Origin of the sequence: Candidatus Nitrosopumilus sp. (assembly GCF_040878665.1) — an archaeon.
In the GTDB taxonomy this organism is placed as follows: Archaea; Thermoproteota; Nitrososphaeria; order Nitrososphaerales; family Nitrosopumilaceae; genus Nitrosopumilus.
In genome coordinates this window covers 1-14,388 of record NZ_JBBDLU010000007.1, presented here as the reverse complement: position 1 = coordinate 14,388, position 14,388 = coordinate 1, and the positions used below count along the sequence as shown (strand labels likewise).

Annotated in this window: 21 protein-coding genes and 1 rRNA gene; 11 read left to right on the top strand and 11 right to left on the bottom strand. The window is 33.3% G+C overall.

Annotated elements, in window-relative coordinates; genetic code table 11:
• Window positions 1-105 precede the first annotated feature (105 nt).
• From tuf to WDZ98_RS06370, 3 genes are read left to right on the top strand one after another with little or no spacing between them, the layout of a single operon-like run.
• The gene (gene tuf / locus WDZ98_RS06380; RefSeq protein ID WP_368060092.1) at window positions 106-1,404 is read left to right on the top strand and encodes a translation elongation factor EF-1 subunit alpha; all 1,299 of its coding nucleotides are present in this window, start codon (window positions 106-108) and stop codon (window positions 1,402-1,404) included.
• 9 nt (window positions 1,405-1,413) lie between these two features.
• Window positions 1,414-1,722, top strand: a complete 309-nt coding sequence (rpsJ, locus tag WDZ98_RS06375; protein WP_368060094.1) for a 30S ribosomal protein S10 — start codon at window positions 1,414-1,416, stop codon at window positions 1,720-1,722.
• 29 nt (window positions 1,723-1,751) lie between these two features.
• A complete protein-coding gene (locus WDZ98_RS06370) occupies window positions 1,752-1,946 on the top strand; it encodes an RNA polymerase Rbp10 (RefSeq protein WP_368060096.1) in 195 nt (64 codons plus the stop codon).
• Window position 1,947: 1 nt separating this feature from the next.
• Here WDZ98_RS06370 and WDZ98_RS06365 read toward each other — a convergent pair whose 3' ends face one another.
• Genes WDZ98_RS06365 through WDZ98_RS06355 form a run of 3 tightly spaced genes read right to left on the bottom strand, consistent with a single transcriptional unit; the run spans window position 1,948 to window position 2,740 of the window.
• Window positions 1,948-2,145, bottom strand: a complete 198-nt coding sequence (locus WDZ98_RS06365; protein ID WP_368060098.1) for a C2H2-type zinc finger protein — start codon at window positions 2,143-2,145, stop codon at window positions 1,948-1,950.
• 1 nt (window position 2,146) lies between these two features.
• Complete coding sequence (locus tag WDZ98_RS06360; RefSeq protein WP_368060100.1) at window positions 2,147-2,557, bottom strand: hypothetical protein; 411 nt, start codon at window positions 2,555-2,557, stop codon at window positions 2,147-2,149.
• 60 nt (window positions 2,558-2,617) lie between these two features.
• Window positions 2,618-2,740, bottom strand: a complete 123-nt coding sequence (locus WDZ98_RS06355; RefSeq protein ID WP_368060102.1) for a hypothetical protein — start codon at window positions 2,738-2,740, stop codon at window positions 2,618-2,620.
• Between the two features lie 75 nt (window positions 2,741-2,815).
• Here WDZ98_RS06355 and WDZ98_RS06350 point away from each other — a divergent pair, with 75 nt between their 5' ends.
• Entirely contained in the window at window positions 2,816-3,325 is a 510-nt protein-coding gene (locus WDZ98_RS06350; RefSeq protein WP_368060104.1) for a TIGR00725 family protein, read from the top strand.
• Here the strand turns inward: WDZ98_RS06350 and WDZ98_RS06345 are convergent.
• Window positions 3,315-4,454 (bottom strand): 3-hydroxyacyl-CoA dehydrogenase NAD-binding domain-containing protein, encoded by a 1,140-nt coding sequence (locus WDZ98_RS06345; RefSeq protein ID WP_368060106.1) that lies wholly within the window; start codon window positions 4,452-4,454, stop codon window positions 3,315-3,317. The two genes, WDZ98_RS06350 and WDZ98_RS06345, sit on opposite strands and share 11 nt — an antisense overlap.
• A 55-nt stretch (window positions 4,455-4,509) precedes the next feature.
• Here WDZ98_RS06345 and WDZ98_RS06340 point away from each other — a divergent pair, with 55 nt between their 5' ends.
• Genes WDZ98_RS06340 through WDZ98_RS06325 form a run of 4 tightly spaced genes read left to right on the top strand, consistent with a single transcriptional unit; the run spans window position 4,510 to window position 7,184 of the window.
• Window positions 4,510-6,243, top strand: a complete 1,734-nt coding sequence (locus WDZ98_RS06340; RefSeq protein ID WP_368060108.1) for a sensor histidine kinase — start codon at window positions 4,510-4,512, stop codon at window positions 6,241-6,243.
• Between the two features lie 51 nt (window positions 6,244-6,294).
• Window positions 6,295-6,462, top strand: a complete 168-nt coding sequence (locus tag WDZ98_RS06335) for a hypothetical protein (protein WP_368060110.1) — start codon at window positions 6,295-6,297, stop codon at window positions 6,460-6,462.
• Complete coding sequence (locus WDZ98_RS06330) at window positions 6,463-6,741, top strand: hypothetical protein (RefSeq protein WP_368060112.1); 279 nt, start codon at window positions 6,463-6,465, stop codon at window positions 6,739-6,741.
• Between the two features lie 38 nt (window positions 6,742-6,779).
• The gene (locus tag WDZ98_RS06325) at window positions 6,780-7,184 is read left to right on the top strand and encodes an HIT family protein (RefSeq protein ID WP_368060114.1); all 405 of its coding nucleotides are present in this window, start codon (window positions 6,780-6,782) and stop codon (window positions 7,182-7,184) included.
• Here the strand turns inward: WDZ98_RS06325 and WDZ98_RS06320 are convergent.
• Genes WDZ98_RS06320 through WDZ98_RS06305 form a run of 4 tightly spaced genes read right to left on the bottom strand, consistent with a single transcriptional unit; the run spans window position 7,181 to window position 9,115 of the window.
• A complete protein-coding gene (locus WDZ98_RS06320; RefSeq protein WP_368060116.1) occupies window positions 7,181-7,852 on the bottom strand; it encodes a DnaJ domain-containing protein in 672 nt (223 codons plus the stop codon). The two genes, WDZ98_RS06325 and WDZ98_RS06320, sit on opposite strands and share 4 nt — an antisense overlap.
• A 54-nt stretch (window positions 7,853-7,906) precedes the next feature.
• Window positions 7,907-8,269, bottom strand: coding sequence for a cupin domain-containing protein (locus tag WDZ98_RS06315; RefSeq protein WP_368060118.1), 363 nt, complete (start codon window positions 8,267-8,269; stop codon window positions 7,907-7,909).
• A 5-nt stretch (window positions 8,270-8,274) separates the two neighbouring features.
• A complete protein-coding gene (locus WDZ98_RS06310) occupies window positions 8,275-8,727 on the bottom strand; it encodes a cupin domain-containing protein (RefSeq protein ID WP_368060120.1) in 453 nt (150 codons plus the stop codon).
• 1 nt (window position 8,728) lies between these two features.
• Window positions 8,729-9,115: an SHOCT domain-containing protein gene (locus WDZ98_RS06305; protein WP_368060122.1), complete on the bottom strand. Its 387-nt coding sequence runs from the start codon at window positions 9,113-9,115 to the stop codon at window positions 8,729-8,731.
• 72 nt (window positions 9,116-9,187) lie between these two features.
• Here WDZ98_RS06305 and WDZ98_RS06300 point away from each other — a divergent pair, with 72 nt between their 5' ends.
• Entirely contained in the window at window positions 9,188-9,901 is a 714-nt protein-coding gene (locus tag WDZ98_RS06300) for a hypothetical protein (RefSeq protein ID WP_368060124.1), read from the top strand.
• A gap of 13 nt (window positions 9,902-9,914) precedes the next feature.
• Here WDZ98_RS06300 and WDZ98_RS06295 read toward each other — a convergent pair whose 3' ends face one another.
• Window positions 9,915-10,736: a tetratricopeptide repeat protein gene (locus WDZ98_RS06295; protein ID WP_368060126.1), complete on the bottom strand. Its 822-nt coding sequence runs from the start codon at window positions 10,734-10,736 to the stop codon at window positions 9,915-9,917.
• A 498-nt stretch (window positions 10,737-11,234) separates the two neighbouring features.
• Between WDZ98_RS06295 and WDZ98_RS06290 the strand changes: the two genes are divergently transcribed.
• Window positions 11,235-11,597: a hypothetical protein gene (locus WDZ98_RS06290; protein ID WP_368060128.1), complete on the top strand. Its 363-nt coding sequence runs from the start codon at window positions 11,235-11,237 to the stop codon at window positions 11,595-11,597.
• A 3-nt stretch (window positions 11,598-11,600) separates the two neighbouring features.
• On the opposite strand, the gene WDZ98_RS06285 is transcribed toward WDZ98_RS06290, so the two are convergent.
• Together WDZ98_RS06285 and WDZ98_RS06280 are read right to left on the bottom strand one after the other, a co-directional pair.
• Window positions 11,601-12,326, bottom strand: a complete 726-nt coding sequence (locus WDZ98_RS06285; protein WP_368060130.1) for a hypothetical protein — start codon at window positions 12,324-12,326, stop codon at window positions 11,601-11,603.
• Window positions 12,327-12,380: 54 nt separating this feature from the next.
• On the bottom strand, window positions 12,381-13,676 hold the full coding sequence (locus tag WDZ98_RS06280; protein ID WP_368060158.1) for an aspartate aminotransferase family protein: 1,296 nt from the start codon (window positions 13,674-13,676) through the stop codon (window positions 12,381-12,383).
• 376 nt (window positions 13,677-14,052) lie between these two features.
• Here WDZ98_RS06280 and WDZ98_RS06275 point away from each other — a divergent pair.
• A 16S ribosomal RNA gene (locus tag WDZ98_RS06275) occupies window positions 14,053-14,388 on the top strand; the annotation flags it as partial.

The window sequence follows — 14,388 nt, the reverse complement described above, 5'->3', positions numbered from 1 at the left end:
TATGTGCTTTTAGCAAAGTTTCATGATCTGTAATTAATTGAATATTTTTTATTTTTTCTTCAAAAATTCATAACAGTAATAAATGCCCTCAGATAGGCAATCCATATGGCAGATAAACCACACTTGAACCTGATTGTTACAGGTCATATTGATAATGGAAAATCAACAACTATGGGTCATTTCTTGATGGATCTTGGAGTTGTAGATGAAAGAACTATTGCAGCTCATGGAGCCGAATCCGAGAAGACCGGAAAAGGTGATACTTTCAAGTATGCTTGGGTAATGGATAACATTAAAGATGAACGAGAAAGAGGTATTACAATCGATCTAGCTTTCCAAAAATTTGAGTCTGCAAAGTATTTCTTTACTTTGATTGACGCTCCTGGTCACAGGGACTTTATTAAAAACATGATCACTGGTGCTTCTGAAGCAGATGCAGCAGTCCTAGTACTTTCCGCAAAAGAAGGTGAAACTGATACTGCTATTGCCGCAGGTGGTCAAGCAAGAGAACATGCATTTTTGCTAAAAACACTCGGTGTAGGTCAGATTATTGTTGCAATCAACAAAATGGACTCAGTTGAATACAAAGAAGATGCATACAAAGCAGCCAAAGAGAAAGGTGAAAAATTAGTAAAATCTGTCGGTTACAAACTAGAAAACGTACCATTCATTCCAGTTTCTGGATGGAAAGGTGACAATCTGGTTAAAAAATCTGAAAACATGCCATGGTACAATGGAAAAACATTGTTACAAGCATTTGATGACTTTACCATTTCTGAAAAACCAGTTGGTAAACCACTCCGTGTTCCAATTCAAGATGTTTACACTATTACTGGTGTAGGTACTGTACCTGTAGGTAGAGTAGAAACTGGAATAATGAAAGCAAACCAAAAAATTATTGTCATGCCTTCTGGTGCTTTAGGCGAAATCAAATCAATTGAAACACACCACACAGAAATGCCAACTGCAGAAGCAGGTGACAACATTGGTTTCAACCTTAGAGGTATTGAAAAGAAAGACATCAAACGAGGTGATGTTCTTGGAACTCCTGATGCCCCACCAATGGTTGCAAAAGAATTCAAAGCCCAAATTATAGTAATTCATCACCCAACAGCAATTGCACCTGGTTACACACCAGTTATGCACGCACATACTGCACAAGTTGCAGCAACTGTTACTGAGTTTCTACAAAAGATCAACCCAGCAACTGGTGCAGTTGAAGAAGAAAATCCAAAATTCCTTAAAGTTGGAGATTCTGCAATTGTTAAAATCAGACCGGTGAGACCAACTTGTATAGAAACTTTCAAGGATTTTCCTGAAATGGGTAGATTTGCACTTAGAGATATGGGTGCAACTATTGCAGCAGGTATTGTCAAGGAAATTACCGAAGAGTACAAACCATAGGCGGATTTTATGACCCAAACCGCCCGTGTCAAACTCACATCTACCAGTCTACCTAAATTAGATGACGTATGTGGGGAAATCATGGGTATTGGTAAAAAAACAGGCGTTAAGGTTAAAGGTCCAACTCCGCTTCCTGTAAAAAGACTGCATATTGCAACTAGAAAATCTCCATGCGGTAGCGGTACTGAAACCTATGAAAAATGGGAAATGAGAATGCACAGACGAATTATCAATATCAACGCTGATGATAAAGCAATAAGACAACTAATGAGACTAAAGATTCCTGACGATGTTTACATTGAATTATCTTTAACATAATCTGGTATCCTTAAATTATAGAAATTTTGATGATTATTATGGTCCAAGAAGATATTGAAGAAACTCCTGTTGAATCGTTTGAAGTAAAATATTCTTGTTTGAGATGCGGTACTAGCGTTTCTAATACAGAGTTATCTAGATTACCTGAAATCAAATGTATTTGTGGATTCAGAGTCTTTACTAAAGATAGACCCCCTGTAGTCAAAACAGTAAAAGCAATCTAATTTATCTGTCTTTTTTGTAACTATGTTCTCTTTGTAAATGAGTTCTCATATCTTCCATGTTTGAAAAATATTTGTTACATTCTTTACAGTCATATTCCAAGTCTTTACCATGAACAATTTGTTTGTGATTCATGATTTCTTCTTCTTTTGAAAATTTTTTGTCACAAATTTCACATTTAATTTTTTTAAAAAACTCCATTTTATCCAAATTCTGCCTTCTTTTCATCCCAACATTTTCTACAGAGCTGTCCCTCAATCTTCCAATTTCCCTTTGGATTATATCTGATTAATCCCATCTTTCCTTGACACAGTGAACAAAAGTTTTTCTTTTTACCGTGCTCTTCTTCTTTTTTATCAAAGCATTCTTTGCATAGTAGTCCTTCCATATCCCATTGCCATCTAGGTTCCCACAAATCTGTAATTTTTTGTGTATTGCCACATACGACACATGGCTGTCTTACTTTTCCTTCATAGTATTCCTTTGATTTTTCAAAATGGCAGTCTCCGCAAAGTGGACCTTTAAGATTCCATTCTCTTTTTGGTTTGTGTTTGTGAGTTAATTCTTTGTTACAGACACTACAAAACGATGGCTTTTTACTAAATAATCCCATTTGATCCTTTTAATACGGTATATTCTATAAATGTAAACAAAATAAAAATAACAAAAAATGTTATTGGCTTAAAATTTTCTCAAGAGCCTGACTTGCATTAAGCATACCATTTTTCTTGGCAAATTCTTCGATCATTTTGTATTGTTTTTCAGTAAAACATACTGGCATTGAACGTCTTTCCATGTTAATTACTCACATTTTTTACTAATATCTTTTTCTCTTGGAAAGATATTTCAAACCACTTTCATTACGTTGACTATGGGAAAGAAACGCCAGATCCTAGTTATCGGTCATAATACAAACGGTTGTACTCCTGAACATGAAAAAGTTGCATATGATGTTGGAATGGAAATTGCAAAATCTAATTCGGTTCTCATCACTGGTGGCTTGGGTGGAGTAATGACTGCAGCTGCTCATGGTGCAAAAGATGGTAACGGATTGACTGTGGGGATAATTCCTCAAGCAGATGCTTCAGAGGCAAATGAATTCTGTGATATTGTGATCCCGACTGGTATGGGATTGACTCGTGATTTTTTAAATGCATTAACTGCTGATGGAGTGATTATTGTAGGTGGTGGCTCTGGAACTTTATCTGAAGTATGTGCTGCATATATGCACAAAAAACCTATGGTTGCAATCAGAAACCTAAATGGTCCTGTGGCACAATACATTGATGGTTATATTGATCATCGAGAGAATGTAAAAATTATCGGTGCAGATAATGCCAAAGAAGCAGTAAAGAAAATTTTAGAATTAACTACTGCATAGAGACAAGCAATGGGTCTGGCCTGTAAAATTCCCCATGTTTCTCTGCAAGATTGTTTAACTCGTCAACAATTTTTTTAATTCCAATTTCTTTTGCTGTTTCAAATAATGGTTTCTTGAGTCCTAATCCTAGTTGGGCTGCTTTTTCTATTTCTTCAATGTCGCTTGCACCATTTGTAACAAGCCATGCTGCATTGTTTAAAATATTGGCAACTAATTGAATTGGATCGAATTTTTCTGCCAGCTCTTCTGAAAGTACTACTCGCTCATACTTGTCATCAGAATATTTGTAATAGCCCTCCCCTGATTTTTGTCCTAATTTTTTTCCATCAAACATTTTTTCTACTAGTGGATGTGGATTGATGACTTTTTTATCTCGCAGGTGCATTTCCACTGTAGCTTTGTGAATAACATCCATTCCAGTAAAATCTGCTAATTCAAAAATTCCCATTGGGAATCCAAGTTTAAATTTTACTGCAGAATCAATCTCTTCAAGTGTTGCATTTGTTCTGTCTTTTACAAAACATGCTTCATGAACCATTGGAATAAACAATCTGTTAATTATGAATCCTGGGACATCTTTTCTACACAACACAGCTTGTTTGTTAACTGATTTTACATACTCTTTAGTTATATCTGTGATTTCATGTGAAGTTTTTTCTCCTGGAATTATTTCTACCAATTTCATTAATTGTGGGGGATTGAAAAAATGAATTCCAATGAATTTTTCAGGACGTGATGTTGTGTTTGCAATCTCTGTTATTGGCAATGTGCTTGTATTTGATGCAAAAATGACTTCAGGTGCTGCAACTTTGTCTAATTCTGCATAAACTGCTTTCTTTAATTCCATTATCTCTGGAACTACTTCTATTATCATCTCTGCATTTTTTACTGCCTCTGCCAAGTCTACAACGGGGACAATCCTTGCAAAAATTCTATCTCCTTCATCTCTGGATATTTTTTCTTTAGACACTAGTTTGTCTAAACTCCATTTTATTTTCTCCATTGCTTTATCTAAAAATTCTTGTTTGATATCTCGTAACACAACATTATATCCTGCAGTGGCAGATACCTGCGCAATCCCGTGTCCCATCACTCCTGAGCCTAAAACTGTAATATTTTTTATTGTCATGATTGTTTAAAAATTGCACATCCTTTATAATTTGTTAAAAAATCTCACCAATATCATGAGTCAAAAACAAAAGTCAAGATATTTTGATAAGGTCTGGACCTCCTCATTAATTGGCATTGTCCTTGTACTTGTCTATTTTTACATAGATTCTTCGATGATGGATTCTTTGTTATTTGATCAAATTAGCTTATTTCTCTATACTGTAATTCCTGGCAGTCTTGTCATTATGGTGGTTTGGACAGTAATAAAATCCGAGCAAATTAAAGAAATTCCAAAAAAATCTGCTATTTTTTTAGCTTTATCTTTTATTTCCTGGTTTACTGCAGAACAAACCTGGAATTTCTATGAACAAGTTTTAGATATTGATCCTTTTCCTTCTATTGCAGATGTATTTTATATCTGTGCACCGATTTTTATGTTCGTTTCACTAATAATTTTTTTAAAATCCTTCAAAAAACAAATTTCAAAAAAGATCATATTTCTTGCAATTTCATTTGCCGCTGTTTTACTAATTCCAACAATCATCATAACTTATGAATCAGATAATGATCAATTGCTTGAATCTATCATTATAATTTTTTATCCCGTGTCTGATTCACTGGTTCTCGTACCTGTAATTATTACAATTTTATTTGTGATTAAAAAGAAAACAAATCCCTTCTGGATGATGATCTTAATTGGGGTCTTGATGTTTATTGCTGCTGACACTGCATTTTTATTTCTAGTATCTACAGATGAATATCCACCTCATCATCCTATAGAAGTTTTATGGCTTTTGAGCTATTTGATTTGGTTTTATTCGTTATGGCGTAGCATGCATTATTCTAAACGTCTTTTTGGTACTAATGATGAAATATCTGATTATCACAAACATGAAACGGAAAAACTCACAAAGTATGGCATTACTATATTTTTGATTGTCATTAACGTCACAGTTATAATTGTTTTATTGAGTATGCAACACTTACAATCATCAGAAACAACTCCTGGATTGTTGAATTATTTTTCAATAATATTAGTTATGTTGTTAATTATTTTTTCTACTGTAATCGTTTTATTAAATACAATACTACACAAGAATCTAGAACACAAAACCACTGAATTAAAACATTTGTCAGAAGAATCTATTAAATCCGAAAGGCTTTCTGCAATTGGTGAATTATCTGCACGACTTGCTCATGACTTGAGAAATCCATTATCTGTAATCAAAATGTCAGTCGATTTACTAAAGAATACTACATCTGATTCAAGGATCTCTGATCCTCAAATTACTTCTAGAATAGATTTGATAGACAAAAGTGTAGATAGAATTGCCCATCAAGTCGACGATGTTTTGGATTATGTGCGACATTCTCCTTTGAAAATATCTCATGTGTCTCTTCGTCAACTTGTTCTTAGCTCTGTAGAAAAAATCAAAATTCCAAAAGACATTCAAATTAAAATATTTGAAAAAAATATTGAATTTGATTGTGACCCAATCAAGTTAGAAGCTGTATTTATTAATCTTATAATGAATGCTATTCAAGCAATACCTGATACTGGAAATGTTGAGATCAAAATTAACGAAAAAAATGATTATGTTCTTTTAGAATTCATTGACTCTGGAGATGATCTTTCAGATGAAAATGTAGATAAAATTTTTGAGCCTCTGTTTACTACAAAACAAAAAGGAACTGGTCTTGGTCTGGCAATTTGTAAAAATATTATAGAGCAACATGGAGGAACAATACGGGTTAAAACCCACCCCACTACATTCATAGTAACACTTCCCAATAAAATTAAAAACTAGCATACATTATTTTCGAATAACTTTTAATGTATTTTCAATTTTTATGAAATTATGGGATTGTTTAATCGTAAGAAAAACAATGAAATAAAAACCAAGTGCGATGTATGTGGAACTGAACTACATGATCCTGAGCGTCTAAAAAAACATATGAAAAAGGCTCATGGAAATGTACCTGCAAAAAAACTAGATCCTAACTCGGGAGATGGCGGTACTTGGTAAATGAATCTTAATTCCAGTCAAAAAACTACGTTGGTATTTGTTGGTGCTTTTTTTACTGCAGGAATTGTTCTATCTACTATGGTTTTCCCATTTTGGAATCTTATACGTGAAGATGTCTTTGAGGAAGTTGTAATTTTAAACAATGATGGTGGAACATGTTATGTTGACTCTAAAGATAATGTCCCAAAAATAATCGAAGACTGTTCTCTTAATCCTGGTGATAAAACTACTATCAAATATGGTAAAGGTCTGGCTTGGGCGACTATTGTAACTCCATAATAGATGATTTAATATTTTACAAAATATGTTGATGTATTGTGAACTGTGTTTTTTGTAAAATTGTTTCTGGTGAAATTAAATCAAAGTTTCTCAAAGAAACTGTTCATTCTGTATCTTTTTTGGATGCATTTCCTCTCACCAGTGGACATACACTAGTGATCCCTAAAAATCATCATCACAAGATTCAGGATTTATCTGTTGAAGAAAACAACGATTTATTCTCGCTTGTTCATCTAATGATTTCAAAAGTTGATACTATTACTGGTTCCACACTTGTTGCAATTCATAATGGTCATGAGGCAGGTCAGGAAATTCCTCATGTCCATGTACATTTAGTTCCAAGGAGTAAAAAAGACTCTGCAGGTCCGATTCATAGTATGTTTGACCCTGTCCAACTGTCTGAATTTGAAATGGATGAACTTTATAATAAATTAAAAATCTAACGTGGAAATAGTCTCTCGTTTGTTTCTACATCTTCTACAATAATTGCTTTGGTAGGACAAGTCTCTGCAGCATTCATTATTTTATTGATTCCTGTTCCTTTTTGATTAATCACGGATGATTTTGGATTTGATCTTGTGTTTTTATTTATTTCAAAAACTTCTGGTGCAATCATCTCGCAACTACAACAACCAATACACAAACTTTTGTCTACATTTACAGAAATATCTGGTTGTTTTTTTGGTTCTTGGGCTTTTTCATATTCTCCATTTTTTCCGTCAGGACGTACACGAGCATTGTATTCTTCCCAAAATTTTCTTTCATACTCTTTCCAAAAATCAGGATCTCCCTCTTCAAACTCACGCGTATATTTCCCCCAGTTCTGTTCTGGAATGTTGCCATCGTCTGGTGCTCCCCATTGATGCTTTCTCTTAAAATCCTTTTTTGGCTTGGGTTGATTTGTATGCTGTGTTAGATTGCTTTCTTGACTGTAATTTTTTTTAAGATGGTTGTATGCTTCAGTGATTTTCTTAAATTCTGAATCTTCTTTCTTATCTTGCTTTTTATCTGGATGTAGTTCTAATGCCAATTTTCTATATGCTGCCTTGATCTCATTTTGAGATGCTCTAGAATCCATATTTAGTATTCTTAATGCTTGGTATGTATTCACTGAAAATACAGATTTGTCATATGTTAAAAACAATTGCTCAGAGTTGTACTCGGTTTATTCTAATAGAATTTCATCATCTGCTTTCCATGCAGGCTCTACAATACATAAAAATTGCAAATCTTCACTTCCTGAATTTTTTATAAATTGATTAGAATTTACTGGGACATAAACGGAATCATCTTTTTCTAACTGATGTCTTTTACCATCTATTGTAATTTCACCGTGACCTTCTAAAATATAATAAATTTCAGATGATTTCATCTTGTGCAGTTTTGATTTTCTTCCTGGGTTTAAAGTAAAGTGTGCTAAACTGTAATTGATTCCATTTGATGTATTATGTGGGTAAAAATATTGTTTTATTTTAGTTCCTTCATTACCTTGAATTATGTCTATTTCAGAATTTTTACGTAATGACATATTGTCTAAATGATTTTTGTGACTGTACTTTTAAAATCTGATTCATACCAATCAGTTCTGTATGTTGAATTTTTCTTTGGCAATATGTTGATTGCAATATGTGAAAACTCTTTTTTGTTTATTGAACCATGCGTGTGAAGTGTTTTTGCAGGAATGTGCACCACATCTCCTTGACTGATGCTTATCTTCTCTATTTTTTTAATCTTAAAGTTAGTTTTACTTGTGCCGTATTTTTTAAAAATCTCTAAACTACCTTTGCCTTTAATTCCAATTAAGACTTGATTTCCATTATGTTGATGAAGTTTTGTTCTAGAACCTTTTTCAAAATGAACATGATACATGTCCTGATCTTTTGATTTTATTTTCTCTGAAAGAATCTTCATCCATGTTTTATTTGTAAACCACTCAGGATTTATTTCTCTTTGATCATTCTTTCCAAAAATACTTGTTTTTTTCATATTAGATTCTACTCAAAATTTTCTTTTTCTTTTCTTGGAATTCTTTTTCTGTTAGTATTCCTGATTTTCTTAACTCTCCTAGTTTTTCAAGCATTTTCAATTCTTCTTTAGTATTGACTGTCATTTTTTTTGCCAATGAAATACCTTCATTTAATTTTGCAATTCCTTTCTTTTGTAATTTTAAATTTTCTTTTTTTGCTTTCTCACTGAATTCTTTACTTGCTTTGGAAGCTTGTTTTGCAGTAATCTCACCTAGTTCCACTGCCTCATCTAACACTTCATCTGCTTTTTTGAGGCCTTCTTGTATTGCCTTGTCTGCTCTTTTAAGAAATTTATCAATATATCCGCCTTTTTTTGTTTCCTGTGTTTTTTTCTTTGAAATTCCCATGTGTTTCTAATAATTTTAATTCTATTATTTCTTTCTTAGAATTGATTTAATAGATGGAATTGTGTATTATGAGTGATTTTGGAAACAAATGATTTTGATGTCAAGAAAATTGTGATAAAAAAATCTCTTGAAGACGGAGAAGCGATGGAGATTATTGAGCAAAAGAAGACAGATCCTTTCAAATCATTACTTTCTAGACCAAAAAAGGAGGATATCCATATAGATTCTTTAAAATTAATTTATGAGGGCTCTTTGATAGTATCTGGAAAGTACAACGCTGATTATTTTAGAAAAGCATCTCATACCATTGATGTTGACTCTAACGTTCATGATGTTGTTATAGGTGATGGTATTTTCCAAGTTCGTTCAAAATCCGGTCTTGAAAAAGCATTTGTTGGAAAACGAGGTAAAAATAAAATTGATTTGGATTTAGAAGAGCACGTTTTTGTAGAAGGTGAAGATGAATTGACGTTTGATCATAATGGGATGCAAATAGAGTTACCGTTCAAAATTGATTCAAAAAATATTGAGAATTTTCCTACAAAAATATTGGATGAGGGTAATTCCAATGTAAAAAAACCCGATTTTTCATACGATTCTGCAATTGATAAATTAAAAATTCATTTGAAAAAACCTCTGGAAGACGATATTAGAGATCTAAAGGATGAATTCGTGTTGCATGATATCACTGAAGTATATATCCCAATTTTTGAAGCAAGGCTGTCTGATCTTAAAAAGAAAGTAGGTATAATTCGAATAGATGCCGTGAGAAAAAAAATACTGTGATTTTTTACTAGTTTTATAATTTTACTAGTGCTCTAAATTTATCATTACTGTGTAATTGTGTAAATGCTTTTTCCTTTTTTGCCCACTCTCTAATTACTTTGGGGTTTTTTGTTATTGCATGTTTTAGCAGTTCCAATGATTCTGGATATGCTCCAAGCGCTGCCTTACTTCTTGATTTTGCATAAATGATATTTACATTTTCTTTATGTTTTGTTAAAATTTGATCAAATATTTCAATTGCTTTTTCATGTTTTCCCAATTCTGCAAGTTCTATACCTCTATGGAAATGTGCATCTATATGACTAGGATGATTTTTGTAAACTAAATCAAAACAATTCAATGCCTCTTCATGTTTTTTTATCTTCCCAAGAATGATTCCTTTGTAAAATATGGCATTTGGCTTTCTAGGTTCTATTGAAATTGCTTTCTCTAGAAATTCAATTGCTTCTTGGTGTTCTTGTAGTTTGTCAAGAAGTACTCCTTTGTTAAAATAAGACGCAGCATGTTTTGGGTCTGCTTTTATTGCTTTGTCATAACATTCTGCTGCATCTTGAATGTTTCCCATTTCAGCAAGTGCAATTCCTTTGTTGTTGTAAGCTTGTGCATCCTTTGGATTTATCTCCAATAATTTATCAAAACAAGTAACTGCATCACTGTATTTTTTTATCTGATTTAGTGCCAATCCTTTGTTAAATAATGCTGATGTGTTTTTTGAATTTTGGTTCAGCACTTTGTTAAATAATGTAATTGCTCCCTTTGGTTGATTTTTTTCCATAAGTGACATTGCGTTGTACATCAAGTCTTCATTATTTTCTTTTGAGCCAAATAGTCCCATAATTTCATAAAAATAATACTGCTAATGAAAGTTTGGCTTATCTTAATGATTTGAATTTTTTGATGGCTTCCTTTGCCATGTTTTCTTGCTCTTCAGCCGATGTGTTTGTAGGATCATCTGTTGCATAAGCTTCTTTTTCATCTTTTTTTGTATTCATGATATTTGAAATTGGTTATTTTATAAAAATCTGTTATCTAATATATCTTAAATTTTGCATAGATGTGCCGTTTTGGTATCTAGTTAGTTACATTTTTTCCGAGATTTCTATAAGGTAATTGAATATATCTTAATTAGAAATGGACTATTGTTACGACAGACACGATCACAAATATTTGATAACTTACAAGCCCGCCATTTATGGATCTCAAAGTCTCAAGTGGACTGTATGTGACTATTGCTATCGCAATAAAACATGCTTTAATGATCCTAAACAGATAGAATCAATTGTAATTCTAGCATAAGATAACGCTTAATTTTCCTCAAAAGTAATTTAGGATGTTGTCTGATTTTGAAATACAATATTTAGCAGATAAAGTACATGTCCATAGATGGCCTCAAGATTCTCCGGTGTGGGGTGAATCTATAAAACAACAGTTAGATGCCTCAATAAATAAAAAATCACAAAGCAAGCATATTGTAATAAAAAATAAGTCTATTCAAATTGAAGATTTTGAATTTACATCTGTTACAAAAGTTGGCATCTCAGTTCCATTTTTCAAAGATGAGTGTACAATGATGTTTGAAGGGAAGTTTGGTGAACTTTTTGCCCATGTTCATATCACGATAAAACATCGTGATTATCTTGATGTCTTTAATCGACTGATCCTGTGGAGACAACAATCATTTCCAAATCTATGTTAGTTTTTATTTTAACAACTTGTCTATCTGTTTTTTTACTTCATCAAAAATATCTGCAACTCCCTCTATGATACTATCTGGAACACATTTTCCGTTTTCAATATGGGTGCCATCTCCGCAAATTAACGAGTTTAGACTTTGCTCTGCAATATTTTTCTGAATTTCTGCATTTATTTTGTTTCTTACTTCATCATAAATTGAAATTTGTTTTGTTGATTCAACTGGTACTGGTATCTTCCATCCTAATAATTGAAAGTACGCTGTACCTTTCACTTTGATATTCATTTTCCCGTCGGCGTTTATTATGGAAAGAGATGCAGGCATCATACTGTCTTTTCTAATGTTTTGAAATGATATGATGTCTTTTGTTTGACCTGGATTGATTATTGCATTGATTTCGCTGTTTCCACTTCCTATTGGGACGTCATTAATCAAAACATCGTAATGTAAATCTGGAATGTATACAGGAAGCAATCCATTGTTGTTTAAACTGAATACAAGATTCAGATTTATTCCTTGAATCAAACTAAATGCTGCATCAAACCAATTTCCTGATAATGTGTTTATTCCTAACTTTAGGAGAACTTCCCAACTAATGGGCTCCCAGTCTATACTTTGAAATTCCACATTGTTGAGATTCACTCCAAGTTGTGTGTAAGAATATGCAAACAACCCTCCTATGAGAACTATTATTACAAGAAAAATTATTCCTATGGTTGTAAATTTACTCATAATTTTTTGAAATTCTTTATCAACTTAAGCATATTGTAATCCTGTTTCTTATCGCTAAAATTTCTCAGATGCTAAAACCATCTTTTTGATATCTTCTTTACTGTGAGCATTAGATATTGCGCCAAGCTTTCCAGGCAAAAAGAAAATTCCATCATGTGCAATCATTTTGAAATGATAGTCATGTAATGCTTTAACATCACACATTGATGCTTGTGCAGCATTGACAATTTTAGTAATCTCATTTTTGAGAAAATGAGTCATAAATAAAGATCCTTTTCCAGTAACTATTACTTTACCATCAAAGGATTTACTCAACTCTTTTCTGGCATAATCTCCTAAATCATTAATTTTTGAATATATTGCTTTTCCATTTTTCAATACAGATAAAGTTGAATATCCTGTAGTCATAGAAGAAGGATTTGCAGAAAATGTGCCTCCTCCAACATAACTGCGTTCAGACTTTTTCTTTCCAGTAGTATTGGAATATTCCATAATCTCTTTTTTTCCACACATTACACCAATTGCCATTCCACCACCTACAATTTTTCCCAAAGTCACAATGTCCGGATCCAATTTCATTGTAGGGTATAGACACCCATATCTGAATCTAAATCCTGTAACAATCTCATCTAGAATAAACAATGAGTCATTTTTCTTACAAAATTCTTGAATTCCTTTCAAGTAATCTGATTCAGCTGGAATGCATCCGCCACCACCTAATACTGGTTCTATGATTACCCCAGCTAAATCTTTAGAATGTTTTTTCAAAATCTCCACAGATTTTTCCAAATCATTATATGGAATTGAAACAATTTCTTCTTCGTTTACAACCCCAGAACTCTCTGATTCTGTAAATGGCCAATTAACAGATTTTAGTAAATCTGATGTATATCCATGCCATCCTCCGTCAATCTTTGCAATTATTTTTTTACCCGTTACTGACCTTGCTAATCTAACTGCGTACATTGTAGCTTCAGTTCCTGATGTTACATAGCGAATTTTCTCAGCTACTGGAACTGCCTTTGCAATTAATTCTGATAGTAAAATTGTTTGCTCATTTACTGTTCCATACATCCATCCTTTCTCGATTTGTTTTCTCAAAGAGTCTTTTACTTTGGATGGTGCATGTCCTAAAATCAAACTCCAATGCCCCATCCAATAATCTGTATAGTTATTATCGTCTACATCTACAAGATTTTTACCTGAAGATGATTTTACTACAAATGGATATGGTGCATAATATCTTATGTTATGAGAAACACCGTTCACGTGAAGTTTCAATGATTTGGCAAACAGACTAGATGACTTTCGAGTTTTTTCCTTGTACTTTTTTATGTAATCCAAAACCAAATTCAACGAATCACTACTGTCATTTTAATCCTCAAAAAGTACTCTACATTGATCCTTTTTTGAATAAACTATGCATGAGAGAATGATAGGAAAAAAACTTGTAATTTTTACAATTTTTTGGACCGATCAGGCGTAATTTCACGCATGGTTTATATGGTTTCTGTATGCTTCACCTTCTGCATACGTAACGCAATAGGCGGCGCTCGTGATGAAGTATGGCAATATGCCACTTTGTGATTCATGGGCCTCCAGTTACGCATACAAAATGAGGATCTGATCAAAAGATCAAATCTGAAATGTGAAGATTATGTGCATCCGTCAATTCCAATTAAAGTACAAATGTACTTCAATAATCAAAATACAAAATATAATTCAGAATCCGGTTGATCCTGCCGGACCTGACTGCTATCGGATTGATACTAAGCCATGCGAGTCATTGTAGCAATACAAGGCAGACGGCTCAGTAACGCGTAGTCAACCTAACCTATGGACGGGAATAACCTCGGGAAACTGAGAATAATGCCCGATAGAACATTATGCCTGGAATGGTTTATGTTCCAAATGATTTATCGCCGTAGGATGGGACTGCGGCCTATCAGTTTGTTGGTGAGGTAATGGCCCACCAAGACTATTACAGGTACGGGCTCTGAGAGGAGTAGCCCGGAGATGGGTACTGAGACACGGACCCAGGCCCTATGGGGCGCAGCAGGCG